16 protein-coding genes are annotated in these 16,064 nt (G+C 56.3%); 13 read left to right on the top strand and 3 right to left on the bottom strand.

Annotated elements, in window-relative coordinates; all coding sequences use genetic code 11:
* The first annotated feature begins 42 nt into the window (after positions 1-42).
* The 8 genes from ureE to FNL37_RS10585 all read left to right on the top strand — a co-directional run bounded on the left by ureE (position 43) and on the right by FNL37_RS10585 (position 10,027).
* Positions 43-540, top strand: coding sequence for an urease accessory protein UreE (gene ureE, locus FNL37_RS10620; RefSeq protein WP_159356088.1), 498 nt, complete (start codon positions 43-45; stop codon positions 538-540).
* Positions 530-1,216 (top strand): urease accessory protein UreF, encoded by a 687-nt coding sequence (locus FNL37_RS10615; RefSeq protein WP_159356087.1) that lies wholly within the window; start codon positions 530-532, stop codon positions 1,214-1,216. The genes ureE and FNL37_RS10615 overlap by 11 nt, the downstream gene beginning before the upstream one ends.
* Before the next feature lie 54 nt (positions 1,217-1,270).
* Positions 1,271-1,897 carry an urease accessory protein UreG gene (ureG, locus tag FNL37_RS10610; RefSeq protein ID WP_013441540.1) on the top strand — a complete coding sequence of 209 codons (627 nt, stop codon included), beginning with the start codon at positions 1,271-1,273 and terminating at the stop codon, positions 1,895-1,897.
* Positions 1,898-1,936: 39 nt separating this feature from the next.
* Positions 1,937-2,515 (top strand): HupE/UreJ family protein, encoded by a 579-nt coding sequence (locus tag FNL37_RS10605; protein WP_159356086.1) that lies wholly within the window; start codon positions 1,937-1,939, stop codon positions 2,513-2,515.
* Positions 2,516-2,837: 322 nt separating this feature from the next.
* Entirely contained in the window at positions 2,838-6,293 is a 3,456-nt protein-coding gene (locus FNL37_RS10600; RefSeq protein WP_159356085.1) for a hybrid sensor histidine kinase/response regulator, read from the top strand.
* Complete coding sequence (locus FNL37_RS10595; RefSeq protein WP_159356084.1) at positions 6,277-7,221, top strand: response regulator transcription factor; 945 nt, start codon at positions 6,277-6,279, stop codon at positions 7,219-7,221. Before FNL37_RS10600 ends, FNL37_RS10595 begins: the two co-directional genes overlap by 17 nt.
* 125 nt (positions 7,222-7,346) lie before the next feature.
* Positions 7,347-9,704 (top strand): serine/threonine protein kinase, encoded by a 2,358-nt coding sequence (locus tag FNL37_RS10590; protein ID WP_170291273.1) that lies wholly within the window; start codon positions 7,347-7,349, stop codon positions 9,702-9,704.
* A gap of 62 nt (positions 9,705-9,766) precedes the next feature.
* Positions 9,767-10,027, top strand: coding sequence for a DUF2789 domain-containing protein (locus FNL37_RS10585; RefSeq protein ID WP_159356082.1), 261 nt, complete (start codon positions 9,767-9,769; stop codon positions 10,025-10,027).
* 59 nt (positions 10,028-10,086) lie between these two features.
* On the opposite strand, the gene FNL37_RS10580 is transcribed toward FNL37_RS10585, so the two are convergent.
* The 3 genes from FNL37_RS10580 to FNL37_RS10570 all read right to left on the bottom strand — a co-directional run bounded on the left by FNL37_RS10580 (position 10,087) and on the right by FNL37_RS10570 (position 11,462).
* The gene (locus tag FNL37_RS10580) at positions 10,087-10,401 is read right to left on the bottom strand and encodes a hypothetical protein (RefSeq protein ID WP_244948268.1); all 315 of its coding nucleotides are present in this window, start codon (positions 10,399-10,401) and stop codon (positions 10,087-10,089) included.
* A gap of 132 nt (positions 10,402-10,533) precedes the next feature.
* Positions 10,534-10,791 carry a hypothetical protein gene (locus FNL37_RS10575; RefSeq protein ID WP_159356081.1) on the bottom strand — a complete coding sequence of 86 codons (258 nt, stop codon included), beginning with the start codon at positions 10,789-10,791 and terminating at the stop codon, positions 10,534-10,536.
* Entirely contained in the window at positions 10,788-11,462 is a 675-nt protein-coding gene (locus FNL37_RS10570; protein ID WP_159356080.1) for a DNA-3-methyladenine glycosylase family protein, read from the bottom strand. The genes FNL37_RS10575 and FNL37_RS10570 overlap by 4 nt, the downstream gene beginning before the upstream one ends.
* A gap of 239 nt (positions 11,463-11,701) precedes the next feature.
* On the opposite strand from FNL37_RS10570, the gene thrS reads away from it, so the two are divergent.
* From thrS to pheS, 5 genes are all read left to right on the top strand, one after another.
* A complete protein-coding gene (thrS, locus tag FNL37_RS10565; protein WP_159356079.1) occupies positions 11,702-13,624 on the top strand; it encodes a threonine--tRNA ligase in 1,923 nt (640 codons plus the stop codon).
* Positions 13,625-13,666: 42 nt separating this feature from the next.
* Positions 13,667-14,191 (top strand): translation initiation factor IF-3, encoded by a 525-nt coding sequence (gene infC / locus FNL37_RS10560; RefSeq protein ID WP_015829557.1) that lies wholly within the window; start codon positions 13,667-13,669, stop codon positions 14,189-14,191.
* A 153-nt stretch (positions 14,192-14,344) separates the two neighbouring features.
* A complete protein-coding gene (gene rpmI / locus FNL37_RS10555; protein ID WP_013441551.1) occupies positions 14,345-14,542 on the top strand; it encodes a 50S ribosomal protein L35 in 198 nt (65 codons plus the stop codon).
* A gap of 11 nt (positions 14,543-14,553) precedes the next feature.
* Positions 14,554-14,916, top strand: coding sequence for a 50S ribosomal protein L20 (gene rplT, locus FNL37_RS10550; protein WP_013441552.1), 363 nt, complete (start codon positions 14,554-14,556; stop codon positions 14,914-14,916).
* A 161-nt stretch (positions 14,917-15,077) separates the two neighbouring features.
* Positions 15,078-16,064 carry a phenylalanine--tRNA ligase subunit alpha gene (pheS, locus tag FNL37_RS10545; protein WP_159356078.1) on the top strand — a complete coding sequence of 329 codons (987 nt, stop codon included), beginning with the start codon at positions 15,078-15,080 and terminating at the stop codon, positions 16,062-16,064.

Genomic DNA, 16,064 nt, shown 5'->3' with positions numbered 1-16,064 from the left:
CATGGCCGCAAGTCAGAGAGAAGCGCAGATTCAATGAGCGAAATGCTGAATATATTTGAACGGGCCGCTGGCCACGACCACATTGATGACCGGGTGGCATTGCCATTTGACCGTCGCCAAAAAAGCCGGTTGCGCGTCACCTTGCAGTCTGGCCAGGAGGCCGCCTTGCTGCTGGAGCGCGGCACTATCCTGCGTGGCGGTGATTGCCTGCGCGCGGAAGATGGCCGCATTGTTGAAGTACTGGCGGCCGACCAGCCGGTGATGGATGTGACGGCCGCCGATGCGCCGACGCTCACCCGTGCGGCTTATCATCTGGGTAACCGGCATGTGCCTTTGCAGGTTGGCGACGGCTGGTTGCGGCTGGAACAGGATCACGTGCTGAAAGACATGCTGCTGGGGCTGAATGTGACGGTGCATGAACTGCAGGCACCGTTTGAACCTGAAGCCGGTGCCTATGGCGGTGGGCATCGCCATCATCATGATGAAGATACCGGTAGCAACCTGCGTCCGCCCACGCGGTTGAAGCGCTATGCCGGATAAGGCTCTGGCCCTTTCGCGCCTGTTGCAGCTGGCAAGCCCGATGTTGCCAGTAGGTGCCTACAGTTATTCGCAAGGTCTGGAGTGGGCTATCGAGTGCGGCGATGTCAGCGATAAAGCCAGTGCTGAGGCCTGGATAGGGGCGGTGCTGGCGATGTATCAGGGGCAGTTTGAGTTACCGCTTTTGCACCGCCTGATGCTGGCATGGGCGGCGGGTGATCAGCCAGCGGTCCATGAATGGGATGCGATTTACCAGGCCGGGCGCGATACTGCCGAAGCGCATGCCGAAAGCCGCCAGATGGGCTATTCACTGGTGCGATTGTTGAGCGAGTTTGACTCGCTGCCAGCCGAGTGGCTGGCGCGCCTGCAAGCGATGCCAACCCCGGCGTTTATCACGGTATATGCCGGGATTGCCGACCAGTGGCAGATTGCCTCTGAGCAGGCCTTGCATGCTTATGCCTGGTCCTGGCTGGAAAATCAGGCCTCTGCCGCCATGAAGGCGGTGCCACTGGGGCAGGTGGCCGGGCAGAAAATACTGCTGGAACTGGGCGGGCGATTGCCCGCGCTGGTGGCGAGTGCCATGGCATTGCCGGACGAGGACATCAGTAACTTCTGCCCCGGCCTCAGCATTGCTGGCTGCCGCCATGAAACACAATATACCCGGCTATTCCGCTCCTAATGGGGTAGCCGTGACCATCGCAATGAACAGTGAGATCAAGCCAAGGAACACGATATGAGCACATCGACAGAACACACGACTGAACCCCTGCGTGTCGGCATAGGCGGCCCGGTAGGCTCCGGCAAGACGGCGCTGACACTCGCCTTGTGCAAGCGTTTGCGCGACGTCTACAACATCGCCGTGGTGACCAACGATATTTACACCAAGGAAGACGCTGAGTTCCTGACGCGCAACGAGGCCCTGAGCCCGGATCGCATTATCGGCGTGGAAACCGGCGGCTGCCCGCATACCGCCATTCGCGAAGATGCGTCCATGAATCTTGAGGCGGTGGCACAGCTCAGTCAGCGCTTTGCGCCGCTCGACGTGGTATTCGTCGAGAGCGGTGGCGATAACCTCGCCGCCACCTTCAGCCCCGAGCTGTCAGACCTGACGATTTACGTGATTGATGTAGCGGCAGGCGAGAAGATTCCACGCAAGGGCGGTCCTGGCATTACCAAATCCGATTTGCTGGTCATCAACAAAATCGATCTCGCCCCCATGGTAGGCGCATCGCTGGAGGTCATGGACCGTGACGCCAAACGCATGCGCGGCGAGCGGCCATTTCTGTTCAGCAATCTCAAGACCGGCCAGGGCCTGGAAGACATTGTCCGCTTTATCGAAAAACAAGGGCTGATGCAGTAATTGCACGGTCCGTTACCCGCTACACAACAGGAGTCCATTATGCAAAATCGACATACACACACAGGTCTGGCAGCCATGGCCTTGCTGCTGAGTCCAGCGCTGGCACTGGCGCACCCGGGTCATGGCCTTGACAGCGCCGCAGCTGGCTTCATGCATCCGCTGACCGGCTGGGATCACTTGCTGGTGATGCTGGCGGTGGGGCTTTGGGCTGGGCGTCTTGGCGGCGCTGCCCGCTGGCAATTGCCGCTGACCTTTTTACTGGTGATGCTGGTGGGCGCACTGGCCGGCATGGGCGGGCTCACACTGCCCGCGATGGAAACCGGCATTGCTGCCAGCGTTATGGCGATTGGCCTCTTGATTGCCTTGCATGTGGTATTGAAACCCCTGTGGCAGGTGGCGCTGGTCGCGCTGTTTGCCCTGCTGCACGGTGTAGCGCACGGTGCTGAGCTGGTCAGCCACTCAGCGCTGATGGTGCTGCCTGCCATGCTGACGGCCACGGCCTTGCTGCATATGGCGGGTTTGCTGTTGGCCTCGCGCGGCCTGCCTTTGTCCGCACGCCTGCAGCAAGCCATCGGCGGTGCCATTGCGCTGGCGGGCGGCTGGATGCTTTTCGCCTGATACCGCTTCACGGAATCACTTGAAAAACGCCTGCCCATTCTGGGTGGGCGTTTGTTTTTTCCCTCCTGTCATCTGCCATTTCTGCATGGCAGCTTGGCGATTCACATTTCTTTACCGGGGCGTATTGCCCGATATTGATGATTTTGGTGTTATAAAACACTGACTATGCGCAGAGCTGGCAGGTAAGGTGCATCTCTTTGAAATACGTCATTTGACGCAGTGCGAAAAGTTTTGAGCTTGCGTAGGATGAAGTGGGGCAGGTTTGTGCCAAACAAATAACAAGGCAGCAGGGGGCATTGCTGCGCTATATGGCGGAAATGAAATGGCAGACGGGACAGTCAATCAGGGGAAATTGAACGGCGAATCCATGGCGACGCAGCGTATCGTGAAGATACGTCGCGACTACAACACATGGGTCGCCAATGAGACCCTGGAAGACTACGCCCTCCGATTCACTCCGCGCTCTTTCCGCAAATGGTCGGTGCTACGCGTGGCGAATACCGCATTCGGCGCCATTTCCTTTCTGGTGCTGGAGGCCATAGGCGGCACCATCGCCGTCAACTACGGTTTTATCAATGCCTTCTGGGCCATCATGGCCGTCGGTCTCATCATCTTCATGACCGGGCTGCCCATCAGTTATTACGCTGCCAAGTATGGCGTGGACATGGATCTGCTGACCCGTGGCGCTGGCTTCGGCTATATCGGCTCAACCATTTCCTCCTTCATCTACGCGTCGTTCACTTTTATTCTGTTTGCGCTGGAGGCCGCCATCATGGCCTATGCGCTGGAGCTCTGTTTCCATTTGCCGTTGTGGATAGGGTATATGGTGAGCGCGCTGGTGGTCATTCCGCTGGTGACGCACGGCGTGACGCTAGTGAGCCGCATCCAGATGATCACCCAGCCGATATGGCTGGTGCTGCTGGCCTTGCCTTTCATTTTTGTGATCTATAAAGATCCGGACATACTCAATCGCCTGCATGCCTATAGCGGCAGTTCCGGCCTGCATGGCGAGTTCAACCTTCTGATGTTTGGGGCCGCCATTGCCGTGGGTATCGCCCTGATTCCGCAGATTGGCGAGCAGGTCGACTTCCTTCGATTCATGCCGGAAAAAACCGAAAAGAACAAATGGCAATGGCATGCGGGCGTTTTGCTGGCGGGCCCGGGCTGGATATTGCTCGGCATCCTCAAAATGCTGGGTGGCGTGCTGCTGGCGTATCTGGTGATTGAGCAGGGCGTCAGTCATGAGCAGGCGATCAACCCGACGCATATGTACATGGCAGGGTTCAATTACGTCTTCTCGTCGCCGCAGGTGGTGCTGGGGGTCACGACCCTGTTTGTGGTGATCTCGCAGGTCAAGGTCAATATGACCAACGCCTATGCCGGTTCGCTCGCCTGGTCCAACTTCTTCGCGCGGCTCACGCACAGTCACCCCGGACGTGTGGTGTGGATGGTGTTCAATGCGCTGATTGCCGTCATGCTGATGGAGCTCGATGTGTTCCAGGCGCTGGAGCAGGTGCTGGGGCTCTACTCCAATATTGCGATTGCCTGGATCGCCGCTGTGGTGGCCGATCTGGTGATCAACAAACCGCTGGGCTTGAGTCCCAAGGGCATCGAATTCCGCCGCGCCTATCTGTTTGACATCAATCCGGTAGGGGTGGGCGCGATGCTGCTGTCATCCGTGCTATCCATCCTGGCGTTTTCTGGCACCTTTGGTCAGCAGGCGCAGGCATTCTCGGCCTTTATTGCCTTGTTTACCGCCTTGCTGGCATCACCGCTGATTGCCTGGGCCACGCGCGGCCGTTATTACATTGCGCGTGAGCCGTTCAAGTTCACCTTGCCACAATCCAGCATCCCCATGCGCATCGCCAAATGCTCGGTGTGTGGCAATGATTACGAAACTGACGACATGGCGAACTGCCCGGCCTACCAGGGCTTCATCTGCTCGCTGTGCTGCTGTCTGGACGCCCGCTGTAACGATGCCTGCAAACCGCAGGCGCGTTTCTCCGAACAGTGGCAGGACATGCTCAAGTTTGTCTTCCCCAAGGCCTTGTGGTCCTATTTGCAGAGCGGTCTCAGTAACTATCTACTGCTGATGGGGGTCACGCTGACCTTCCTGGGCGCCCTGCTCGGGCTGATTTACTTCCACGAAACGCTGATACTGGAGAAAAGTGCCGCCGCCGCTTTGCTCGGGCCCTTGCGGCTGGCCTTCCTAAAGGTATTTGCGGCGCTGGTGTTTGCCAGTGCGGTGATCGCCTGGTGGCTGGTGCTCACCAGTGAAAGCCGCCGTGTGGCGCAGGAAGAATCCAATCGCCAGACCGGCTTGCTGCTGCGCGAAATCGAACTGCACCGGCAAACCGACGCTGAGCTGCAACAGGCGCGCCAGGTGGCCGAGCAAGCCAATCAGGCCAAGAGCCGCTATATCACCGGCATCAGCCATGAGTTGCGCACGCCGCTCAACAGTATTCTTGGCTATGCCCAGCTGCTGGATAACGATGTTTCCATTCCTGCTGCCCGCCAGCCCGCCATCCGCGTGATTCGGCGTAGCGGTGAGCATTTGCTATCGCTGATTGAAGGGACGCTGGATATTGCCCGTATCGAGAGTGGCAAGTTGACCTTCGATATCAAGCCCTTGCGCCTGCCGGAGTTTATCCAGCAGGTGGTCGATATGTTCGAGCTGCAGGCCCGCAACAAGGGCTTGACCTTCAGCTATCAACTCACTGGCGATCTGCCCGATATGGTGCGCGCCGATCAGAAGCGCCTGAGCCAGATCCTGATCAATATTCTGGGCAATGCCGTGAAATTCACCCGGCAGGGCGGCGTGGTATTCCGGCTGCGCTATGCGCGCGAGCTGGCTGTCATTGAGATCGAGGACACCGGCCCTGGCATTCTGAAAGATGAGCTGGATGAAATCTTTGAGCCGTTTGCCCGTGGCAGTGCGGCCAATAACAGCACGGTGGCAGGCACCGGCCTGGGGCTGACCATCAGCAAGATGCTGACGCAGTTGATGGGCGGCGAGCTGAGTGTGCGCAGTGTGGTGGGCAGTGGCACCGTGTTTCAGATACGTCTCTTCTTGCCGCAAATTCACAGCAGCAACGAGATGCAGTCGGTCATCATTGCGCAGCCTGTGGCATACAAAGGCCCGCGTCGCCGCGTGCTGGTGGTGGATAACGAGCATGTGGACCGCGAGCTGATCATTAATATTCTGGAGCCGCTGGGCTTTGAAATGGCGCAGGCGGCCAATGGGCGCGAGTGTCTGGAGATATATCCCAATTTCCGTCCCGATCTGATTTTGATGGATCTGGCGATGCCGGTGATGGATGGCTGGGAAGCGAGCTACATCATACGCAAGGTGCATCAATCCGATGTCTGCATTGGGATCGTTTCGGCCAATGCTTTCGACAAGGGGCTGGAAAACACGGCCGGAATTCCGACTGAAGACATTATCCTCAAGCCGGTGAATGTGTTTGAGTTGCTGGGCTGGATGGGTAACCGCCTGGGCCTGGAGTGGGTGACACGCGCCGAGAGCGTTGCCGAGGAGCCACCTCCACCACCGCAGGAGCCTTTGCTATTCCCGCCGCCGGAGTTTCTGCATGAGTTGCAGTCGTTCCTGAAAATCGGCTTTGTGCGTGGAGTGGCAGAAAAACTGGAAGTCATTGCCTTGCTGGGCCCACAATACGGCCCCTTTGTGACCCTGATGCAGCGGCTGCTGAAAGAATTTCAGCTCGATGCCATGCGAAAAATACTGGAAGAAGTGAGTCTCCATGAAAAAAGCGAATGATGACCGTAGCGTGCAGACGGTTGTTCTGATCGTTGACGATGTGCTGGATAACCTGGCGGTATTGCATGATGCCCTGGATGAATCCGGCTTTATGGTGCTGATTGCCCAGGATGGCGCAACGGCCCTGGCGACAGCGGCACAGGCTCAGCCTGATGTCATTCTGCTGGATGCCATCATGCCGGGGCTGGATGGCTTTGAGGTATGCCGTCGCCTGAAGCAGGAGCTGGTGACGCGACATATTCCGGTGATTTTCATGACTGGCCTCACCGAGTCCGAAAACATTGTGGCGGGGTTTGAGGCGGGCGGCACCGATTATGTGACCAAGCCCATACGCACGGCAGAGGTACTGGCACGTATCAGCGCACATTTGAAGACATCGCGACTGGTACACCAGACCCGTGGGGTGCTCGATGCCTTTGGCCAGGCCGCGATTGCGGTGACGCCGGGCACTGGCAAGATCGTCTGGCAGACACCATTGGCGCGGCAGTGGATGGAGCGTTATTTTGGTGAAGAAACCATGCCTGAATATAGCGCTACCATGCCGCCGGAGCTGGTGCGCTGGCTGAAAGAGCTGTTCGAGGGCGGCATTGCTGGACTCAACAAGCCGACACTGACCATTCCGCAAGGCAGTGGCCGCCTGATTTTTACCCTGGTGGAAATCGATAACGATGACCAGTGGGTGATTCTGCTGCACGAAGAGTCGGATGCTGCCAAGATTGATGCGCTGATGACCACCTTCAAACTCACCCGACGCGAGTCCGAGGTGCTGTACTGGGCCATGCAGGGCAAGACCAATCGCGATATCGGCGACATCCTGGGTACCAGTCCGCGTACCATCAACAAGCATCTCGAGCACGTGTTCACCAAGCTCGGGGTAGAGACCCGCACCGCCGCTTCGGCGCTGGCAAGAAGCAAACTCAAGATTTAGCGTTTCCTCGTTTGGCTTTAAGGCCGGATATGCTATGTTGAACCACAGGATAATAAATCCAGCAGTTCAATAACAGTCACAGCGCATGCCGTCAGCGGCAAGGCGCATCTATGGGTGGAGAGCATATGGCGGCAAAGATCGGCCGTTTTGAAATCGTGCGCATGCTGGGCAAAGGCGCGCAAGGCATTGTATACCTTGCGCGTGACAGCCATCTGGGGCGCGATGTGGCGATCAAAACCCTGCATGCCACGCAAGAGGGCATGGGCGCGCTGCTGCAGGAGGCGCGTATCGTCAGCAAGCTGCAGCACGCCAATATCGTGACCCTGTTTGATGCGGGAGAACACGAGGGCGCCCCCTATCTGGTGTATGCCTATGTGCAAGGGCAGACGCTGGCGCAGCTGCTGCACGCGGAACCCGGGCTGCCGCTGACCCGTGCCGTGCAGATTGTCAGCAGCCTGCTGGATGCCGTTGCCTATGCGCATGCGCAGGACGTGCTGCATCTGGATATCAAGCCCGCCAATATCATGCTGAACGCGACCGGCCAGCCGCAGATCATGGATTTTGGGATTGCGCGTAGCATCAGCCAGCCACCTCAGGGCCGTATTGAAGGCTCGCCACATTACATGGCGCCCGAAATGGTCACCGGCAAAACAATCACGCCGCGTGCCGACCTTTATTCGCTAGGCATGCTGTTGTATGCGCTGGTGACGGGCCAGCCCGCAGTGGAGGGCGATGATGTGCAGGAGGTGCTGCGCAAGACGCTGCATGATGCCACCACCGCGCCGTCTGAACGCAACATCCATGTGGATGCCCAGCTGGAAGCCATTATCCTGAAAGCGCTGGCAAAAAATCCGGATGACCGCTATGCCAATGCTGCCGCCATGAACCAGGCCTTGCAGCAATACCTTGACCCGACGCGCGAGGATGAAAAATCCGGGCACGACGGCAAGCACAGCACGCTGGAGTTTTTGCTGCGGCGCATGCAGAGCAAGAGTGATTTCCCGATTTTGTCGTCTACCCTGAGCGAGATCAATCGCGTGGTGGATGACGAGTCTGCCAGTACCAACATTCTCACCAAGACCATCCTGCAGGACTTTGCCCTGACCAACAAGCTGCTGCGACTGGTGAATACCGTCACCTATGGCCAATTTGGCGGCAAGATCAACACCATTTCCAAGGCGGTGGTGATCCTGGGTTTTGAGACGGTGCGCAATGTGGCGATGACGCTGATTCTGTTTGAGTTTCTCCAGAACAAGGCGCAAGCCGCCCAGCTGAAGGACGATGTGCTGTCATCGTATTTTGCCGGGATACTGGCCGCGCAATTTTCCTCGGGCCGCAATATACGTGATGCCGAGGAGGCCATGATCTGCTCCATGTTTCGTAACCTGGGCAAGCTGTTGGCGACGTTTTATTTCTTTGAAGAAAGCCAGGAAGTCGCGCGGCTGGTGGAACAGGGCGACGGCGAGGAAAAGGCAGCGGTAAAGGTGCTGGGCATAGGGTATAGCGAGCTGGGCGTGGGCGTTGCCAAGAGCTGGAATTTCCCGCCCCGTCTGCTGGCGGGCATGCAAAGACTGGTGGGTGAGGTGATCAAGCCCTATGGCGAGCTGGAAACCCTGACGGTGACGGTCAATCTCGCCAACGAGCTCTGTGCGGTGATTGCCCATGGCAACGCCGAGCAGCAAACACAGGGCATACGCAAGATCATGAAGCGCTACAAAGATGCGGTGGCGATTACCGAGCCGCAGTTGCGTGCGGCGATAGAGTCCAGCCTGGCTGAAATGTCGGCACGCGCCGGTATCGTCAGCATCAATCTCGCCCAAAGTGCCCTGATGAAAAAAATGCGGCAGTGGGCCGGGGAGGAAGAGCCAGTCGCCAAACAGCAGCCTCCCGAAGTGGATAGCATGGCCGGTATCACGCGTCTGGACATGGGGCATATTGCCGATGTGGAGGATGGGGATGCTGACCGGCACGATGCCGATGCCATCCTGTCGGCGGGCATTCAGGACGTGACCAATACGCTGGTGGAAGACCATCAGCTCAATGACATCATGCAGATGGTGCTGGAAACCATGCATCGCGGCATGGAGTTTCAGCGCACGATTATCTGCGTGCGCGATGCCAAGCACAACGTGATGGCGGCCCGCTTTGGTTTTGGCAAGGATGCCGACGCCATGCTGCCCAAGTTTCGCTTTCCTATCAGTACGGCGCCCGATGTGTTTCAGATCGCGCTCAGCAAGGCCGCCGATCTCTCCATCGCGGACATCAATGCGCCCAATATTGCGGACAAAATTCCCGCCTGGTATCGCGCCATGGTGACGACGGGTAGCTTGCTGCTATTGCCTATCGTCATCAAGGAAAAACCCATTGCCCTGTTTTATGCCGATATGCCTACCGCCAACAGCATGCAGATATCGCAGCGACAGTTGTCCTTGTTGCGCACCTTGCGCAATCAGGCCGTGCTGGCCATCCGCCAGAAAATGTAGCGCGAACGCCATGGCGTGATGGCGGTCACATTGGTAGTGAGATCAATAATGGGAGGTAATGCATGGAAAGCCCCGCGCATGAAATGGCTCAATTGTTTGAGCAGCTAGGATTGCCTTCGGATGAAGCATCGATAGTGGAGTTCATTAGCACGCATGGCCATTTGCACACGGGTCTGGCGTTGAGCGAAGCCCCATTCTGGACGCTATCGCAGGCGGCATTCCTGCGTGAAGCCATCCAGGCCGATGCCGATTGGGCCGAAGTGGTGGACAGATTGAATGCCAGTTTGCATGCGGCGCGCGATGCGGTTGGCGACCAGGCTTGAGAAAGATGGCAGCTGTCCGGAGTTAACAAAAAAGGCAGCTCAGGCTGCCTTTTTATGTATTAGCACGCCTTAAGACGGGCTATTTTGACCGTGGCGGCCGGGGAGCGATTTGCGCTCTGGCGGCTGATGGGCTGTCGACGGTGAAGTGGCGATGTTGCCCAGCTGTAGAAAGCCCACGCGGCCGAAACCACAAAGCCGGTTGTGCCGGTCAGCATGGCGCCGTCGCTTTCATTGGCAAACCAGCCTAAACCAGCGCTGAATGCAGTAAAGACAAAGGGTATGGCAAACAGAATGAAAAACTTGATAAGCATAATGTCCTTTTGGGATTTTTGATGTTGAGAAATCGTTGGTTTGGGTAAAACCAACAATTGCATTGTGACAGACATTTGTTACAGAAAAATGTAATAAATGAAAGCAATTGAAACAGCGGCTGGCTTGCGGCGGCCTTGCCACTGGGTTTGAAGCCCGCAGAGCGCTGAGCTTCAGGGCTTTGTTCAGGCCTCTGTTCAGGGCTCAGAAAGCTCAGCCAATATCGCCTGCCACTCTTCTTCCGGCGTCTCGTATTCCTCATAGCGACGGCTAGTCCTCGCATACCAGTAGCGGCTGTTGCCCTCGTCAGGTTCTATCTTATGCAACACGGCGTGAATCCAGTGCGCGATGGGATGCCCCGAGGCCTGGGCAATGTTGTGGGCGGCATCCCATTGGCCAGCCATCGCCAGATGAGTGGCTCGGATCAATTCTTCACGTGCTGTTTCTGGCTTCATTCTACTGGCTCCTTGTCTGGCATCAGCGCGCCACGTTTACCCAGGTTGGCTGCTTGCCATAAATACCACGCAGCAATACTGCGGTAGGGTTTCCATTGTTCGCCAATCACAGCCAGGGCTTTGGGCTTAGGCTGCTCAGGCAGGTTTTTAAGCAGGCGCCAGCCTTCGCGTACGCCAAAATCATCCACCGGCAGCACGTCATTGCGTCCCAGGCTAAATATCAGCAGCATTTCTACCGTCCACCGGCCTATGCCCTTCAGCGAGGTGAGGCGGGTGATCAACTCTTCTTCGCTCATGCCCGCAGCGAGCCTGGCGCTGGGGACGGTGCCCGCCAGCGTGGCTGCGGCAATGCCCCTGATGGCGTTGACTTTTGCCATGGATAGACCGCAGCTTCTGAGCTGTGTTTCATCCGCGGTTGCAAGCTGCTCCGGACTGGGAAAACCATGATGCGGAAAGCTTGCCATCAGTCTGGCCAATATGGCGGCGGCGGCGTTGCCATGCAATTGCTGGTGGGCGACGGCGCGTACCAGCGCCTCATAAGGTTCTCCCTGCTCGCGGCGCTGAATGGCGCAAGGCCCCACCAAGGTGACCAGGCGTTGCCAGTCTGCATCCAATCCCGCCAGAAAGCGGCTGGCTGCGATGTCTGTATTGTCAGGTGGGGCTGTTTGCATGGGCTCTCGTCATGAATGTGCGGCATGCAGGCGTGTTCAACATGAGGTGTTCGGGTGCCTGATTTTCCGCAAATGGGGCATAAATAGCCTAGCATGATTCAGTTGGTCAGGGATGTTGTCCAGCTTTTGCGCTTTGTGCGATAATTTCCCGTTGGGCGGCATCCTCCCCCATACGCTGGAAAGCCGTTAAATCAACGACTTTTACATCTGCAGTCCCCTTAATAGCTTGAAAGATCACTATGCCGGTAATACGTTTGCCTGACGGCTCTGAACGACAGTTCGACGCCCCCTTAACCGTTGCTGCGGTTGCGCAAAGCATAGGCGCAGGCCTTGCTCGTGCCGCACTGGCAGGCAAAGTCACATTGCCGGGGCAGGAGCCTCGCCTGGTGGATACGTCTTTCGAGATCGCCGAGGATGTGGACCTCGCCATCATTACGGACAAGGATGCGGACGGCCTTGAAGTCATTCGCCACTCCACTGCTCACTTGCTGGCGTATGCGGTCAAAGAGCTGTTCCCGGAAGCCCAGGTAACCATTGGCCCGGTCATTGATAACGGCTTCTACTATGACTTTTCATACAAGCGTCCATTTACGCCGGAAGATCTGGAAGCCATTGAAAAGAAAATGGCCGAGCTCGCCAAAAAGGATGAGCAGGTAACCCGCAAGGTATTGCCGCGCGATGAAGCCGTGGCGTATTTCCAGTCCATAGGCGAGGCCTACAAGGCGGAAATCATTGCCTCCATTCCGGCGGACCAGGATGTGTCGCTCTATACCGAAGGCAATTTCACCGACCTCTGTCGTGGTCCGCATGTGCCCTCTACCGGCAAACTCAAGGCATTTAAGCTGATGAAGGTTGCTGGCGCTTACTGGCGTGGCGATTCCAACAACGAAATGCTGCAACGCATTTACGGTACTGCCTGGGCAAAAAAGGAAGACCTGGAAGCCTATCTGCACATGCTGGAAGAGGCGGAAAAGCGCGATCACCGCAAGCTGGGCAAGCAGTTGGACTATTTTCACATGCAGGACGAAGCGCCCGGCATGGTGTTCTGGCATCCGCGAGGCTGGAACTTGTGGCAGGAAGTGGAGCAGTACATGCGCGGCCTGTTCCGTCAGTACGGTTATCAGGAAGTCAAAACGCCGACCATCATGGACCGCTCCCTGTGGGAGAAGTCTGGTCACTGGCAAAATTACCGTGAAAACATGTTCACCACATCCTCGGAAAATCGCGATTACGCGGTGAAGCCGATGAATTGCCCTGGCCATATCCAGATATTCAACAGTGGTTTGCACAGCTACCGCGACCTGCCCCTGCGACTGGCCGAGTTTGGCTCCTGCCACCGCAATGAGCCTTCCGGCGCATTGCATGGTCTGATGCGCGTGCGTGGGTTTACCCAGGATGACGCACACATTTTCTGTACTGAAGATCAAGTAAAGCAGGAAGTTGCGAACTTTATTGTCATGCTGTACCAGGCTTACAAGGATTTTGGTTTTAACGATGTGCTGGTCAAGCTCTCGACTCGCCCTGAAAAGCGCGTGGGTTCTGATGAAACCTGGGATAAAGCCGAAGCATCCCTGGCAGCGGCATTGCGGGAAAATAATCTGGCATTCGACCTGCAACCGGGCGAAGGCGCGTTTTACGGTCCCAAGATTGAATTTACCCTGAAAGACAGTCTGGGCCGCCTGTGGCAATGCGGTACTATACAGCTGGATTTCAACTTGCCAGAGCGCCTTGGTGCGGAGTATGTGGCTGAGGACAACACGCGCAAGCACCCTGTGATGCTGCATCGCGCCATCGTCGGTTCCATGGAGCGTTTCCTGGGTATCCTGATTGAAAACTATGCCGGAGCGATGCCTACCTGGCTCGCCCCTGTTCAGGCCATGGTCCTCAATATCACCGATAGCCAGTCTGCTTATGTGCAGGAAGTGGTCGCCGAACTCAGGAAAAACGGCTTCCGGGTCGATTCGGACTTGAGGAATGAGAAAATAACCTATAAAATTCGCGAACATAGCTTGCAGAAGCTGCCTTATCTGCTAGTGGCAGGTGACCGCGAAATGCAAAGCGGACAAGTGGCTGTGCGTACCCGCAAGGGTGAAGACCTTGGTTCCATGTCGGTGAGCGCTTTTATAGAGCGACTCAAGGCGGACGTTGGCGCCAAGGTTTAAATTTATGCATGGCCGTTTAATGATTAATTTGGAGAATTTGCGATAGCTCAAGAAAAAGAAATACGAATCAACGGTGACATCACTGCACAACAGATTCGATTGGTGGGGGTTGATGGCGAGCCGCTGGGGATCATGAGTCTCAATGAGGCTTTTGCAAAAGCGGAAGAAGCTGATATTGATCTGGTTGAGATTGCGCCTCAGGCGCAGCCGCCAGTCTGTCGCTTGATGGATTACGGCAAATTCAAATATGCCGAAAGCAAGCGTCAGCACGAGGCTCGTCTCAAGCAGAAGCAGGTTCAGGTCAAGGAAGTGAAATTCCGACCAGGCACGGATGAAGGCGATTACCAGGTCAAGCTGCGTAGCCTGATCCGCTTTTTGCAGGAAGGCGACAAGGCCAAGATTACCTTGCGTTTCCGTGGCCGTGAAATTACCCACCAGGAACTTGGGCTCGCACTTTTGAAACGTGTGGAAGCCGACTTGCAGGAACATGCGGTGGTAGAGCAGTTCCCCAAGATGGAAGGCCGTCAGATGGTGATGGTGCTCGGTCCGCACAAGAAGCAGAAGTAAGTGCATTAACTTCAGCCCGTTATTGCGTTATAATAGCGGGCTGTTTTGATGATGACTGGCGCTAAGTGGTGCCAGTATCAAGCAGCAAGAGGTAGCGACGCGGCTAAAGGCATGCCCGATCGCTCTTTTTTATTGTTCCTTCAGGAGAAAAAAATGCCAAAAATGAAAACCAAGAGTGGCGCCAAAAAGCGCTTCAAGTTCTTGGGTAATGGCAAGGTTAAGCGTACCCATTCGCACCTGCGCCACATCCTTACCAAGAAGACCACCAAGCAGAAGCGTAACCTGCGTGGCACGGCTATTATTTCCGCAACTGACGTCAAGCGCGTACGCGCCATGATGCCAACTCAATAAGGAGATAGAGCATGCCTAGAGTAAAACGTGGTGTCATCGCCCGCGCACGTCATAAAAAGGTTTTAGACGCTGCCAAGGGTTACCGTGGTCGTCGCAAGAATGTATACCGCATTGCCAAGCAAGCGGTAATGAAGGCTGGTCAATATGCATACCGTGACCGTCGTCAAAGAAAGCGTCAATTCCGTGCCTTGTGGATCGCGCGTATCAACGCCGGTGCACGTGAGTATGGTTTGACATACAGCCGTTTCATCAACGGTCTGAAGAAGTCTGCGATTGAAGTGGATCGCAAGGTATTGGCCGATCTGGCTGTGTTCGACAAAGTGGCATTTGCCAAGTTTGCCGAGCTGGCAAAATCGGGCCTTGCTGCCGCTTAAATCCGGCAATTGAAAAAGGAGGCCTTGTGCCTCCTTTTTTATTGGGTTTTTCCCTCAGCCGTTTCGCTGTGGATTTCCGATGGAATTCCTGCATCTGAATGCTGATGAAAATGCCCTGGTTTATTGATGCATGACACATGCAAGTAAGGTCTCAAGAATATATGACACAACATCTTGATCACATCCTGAGCGAGGCACAAAGCGCGTTTGCTGCGTGTGACAATCTCAATGATCTGGAGCAGGCCAAGGCACGATTCCTCGGTAAGAGTGGTGCCTTGACCGATGCATTGAAGGGCTTGGGTAAACTGTCAGCCGAAGAGCGTCCCGCCGCCGGTGCGGCGATAAATGTCGTGAAGCAGGGCGTAGAAGAAGCTTTGCGCAACCGTCGCGATACGCTGTTGCTGGCGGAGCAGGAACGTCAGCTTTCCAGCGAGTCGCTGGATGTGACATTGCCAGCCCGGAGTGGTGATCGCGGTGGCGCACACCCGGTTTCGCTGACGCTGGCACGGATTGAGCAACTGTTTCATTCGATCGGTTTTGATGTGGCTGAAGGCCCGGAAATCGAGTCCGATTTCTATAATTTCACCGCCCTGAATATTCCTGAAGATCACCCTGCGCGTGCCATGCACGACACGTTTTATGTGGATGAGCAGCATGTGTTGCGTACGCACACCTCGCCTGTGCAAGTCCATTACATGCAGAACAAGACCCCCCCGCTGAAAATCATTGCGCCTGGCCGCGTGTATCGTGTGGATTCCGATGCCACCCACTCGCCCATGTTCCATCAGGTGGAAGGCTTGTGGGTCGATGAAGACATCAGCTTTGCCAACCTCAAGGGCGTCGTGCAGGATTTCTTGCAGCGTTTCTTCGAGCGCGAAGATCTGGAAGTGCGCTTCCGTCCTTCCTTTTTCCCGTTCACCGAACCCTCTGCCGAAATGGATATGAGCTGGAATGGTGGCTGGCTGGAAATCGGTGGCTGCGGCATGGTGCATCCCGAAGTGTTCAAGCATGTGGGTATCGATAGTGAAAAATATCGTGGGTTTGCCTTCGGGCTCGGCGTTGAGCGCCTGACGATGCTGCGGTATGGCGTGAATGACCTGCGCCTGTTTTTCGAAAACGATCTTCGCTTCCTCAAGCAGTTTGGTTAA

This window comes from Methylovorus glucosotrophus (assembly GCF_009858335.1).
In the GTDB taxonomy this organism is placed as follows: domain Bacteria; phylum Pseudomonadota; class Gammaproteobacteria; order Burkholderiales; family Methylophilaceae; genus Methylovorus; species Methylovorus glucosotrophus.
Note: the sequence above shows the minus strand (reverse complement) of the source record. Positions and strands in the feature narration are given on the sequence as shown.

Coding starts and splice junctions, on each gene's coding strand:
- ureE (WP_159356088.1), top strand. CDS start 43: ATGCTGAATATATTTGAACGGGCCGCTGGCCACGACCACATTGATGAC.
- FNL37_RS10615 (WP_159356087.1), top strand. CDS start 530: ATGCCGGATAAGGCTCTGGCCCTTTCGCGCCTGTTGCAGCTGGCAAGC.
- ureG (WP_013441540.1), top strand. CDS start 1,271: ATGAGCACATCGACAGAACACACGACTGAACCCCTGCGTGTCGGCATA.
- FNL37_RS10605 (WP_159356086.1), top strand. CDS start 1,937: ATGCAAAATCGACATACACACACAGGTCTGGCAGCCATGGCCTTGCTG.
- FNL37_RS10600 (WP_159356085.1), top strand. CDS start 2,838: ATGGCAGACGGGACAGTCAATCAGGGGAAATTGAACGGCGAATCCATG.
- FNL37_RS10595 (WP_159356084.1), top strand. CDS start 6,277: ATGAAAAAAGCGAATGATGACCGTAGCGTGCAGACGGTTGTTCTGATC.
- FNL37_RS10590 (WP_170291273.1), top strand. CDS start 7,347: ATGGCGGCAAAGATCGGCCGTTTTGAAATCGTGCGCATGCTGGGCAAA.
- FNL37_RS10585 (WP_159356082.1), top strand. CDS start 9,767: ATGGAAAGCCCCGCGCATGAAATGGCTCAATTGTTTGAGCAGCTAGGA.
- FNL37_RS10580 (WP_244948268.1), bottom strand. CDS start 10,401: ATGCAATTGTTGGTTTTACCCAAACCAACGATTTCTCAACATCAAAAA.
- FNL37_RS10575 (WP_159356081.1), bottom strand. CDS start 10,791: ATGAAGCCAGAAACAGCACGTGAAGAATTGATCCGAGCCACTCATCTG.
- FNL37_RS10570 (WP_159356080.1), bottom strand. CDS start 11,462: ATGCAAACAGCCCCACCTGACAATACAGACATCGCAGCCAGCCGCTTT.
- thrS (WP_159356079.1), top strand. CDS start 11,702: ATGCCGGTAATACGTTTGCCTGACGGCTCTGAACGACAGTTCGACGCC.
- rpmI (WP_013441551.1), top strand. CDS start 14,345: ATGCCAAAAATGAAAACCAAGAGTGGCGCCAAAAAGCGCTTCAAGTTC.
- rplT (WP_013441552.1), top strand. CDS start 14,554: ATGCCTAGAGTAAAACGTGGTGTCATCGCCCGCGCACGTCATAAAAAG.
- pheS (WP_159356078.1), top strand. CDS start 15,078: ATGACACAACATCTTGATCACATCCTGAGCGAGGCACAAAGCGCGTTT.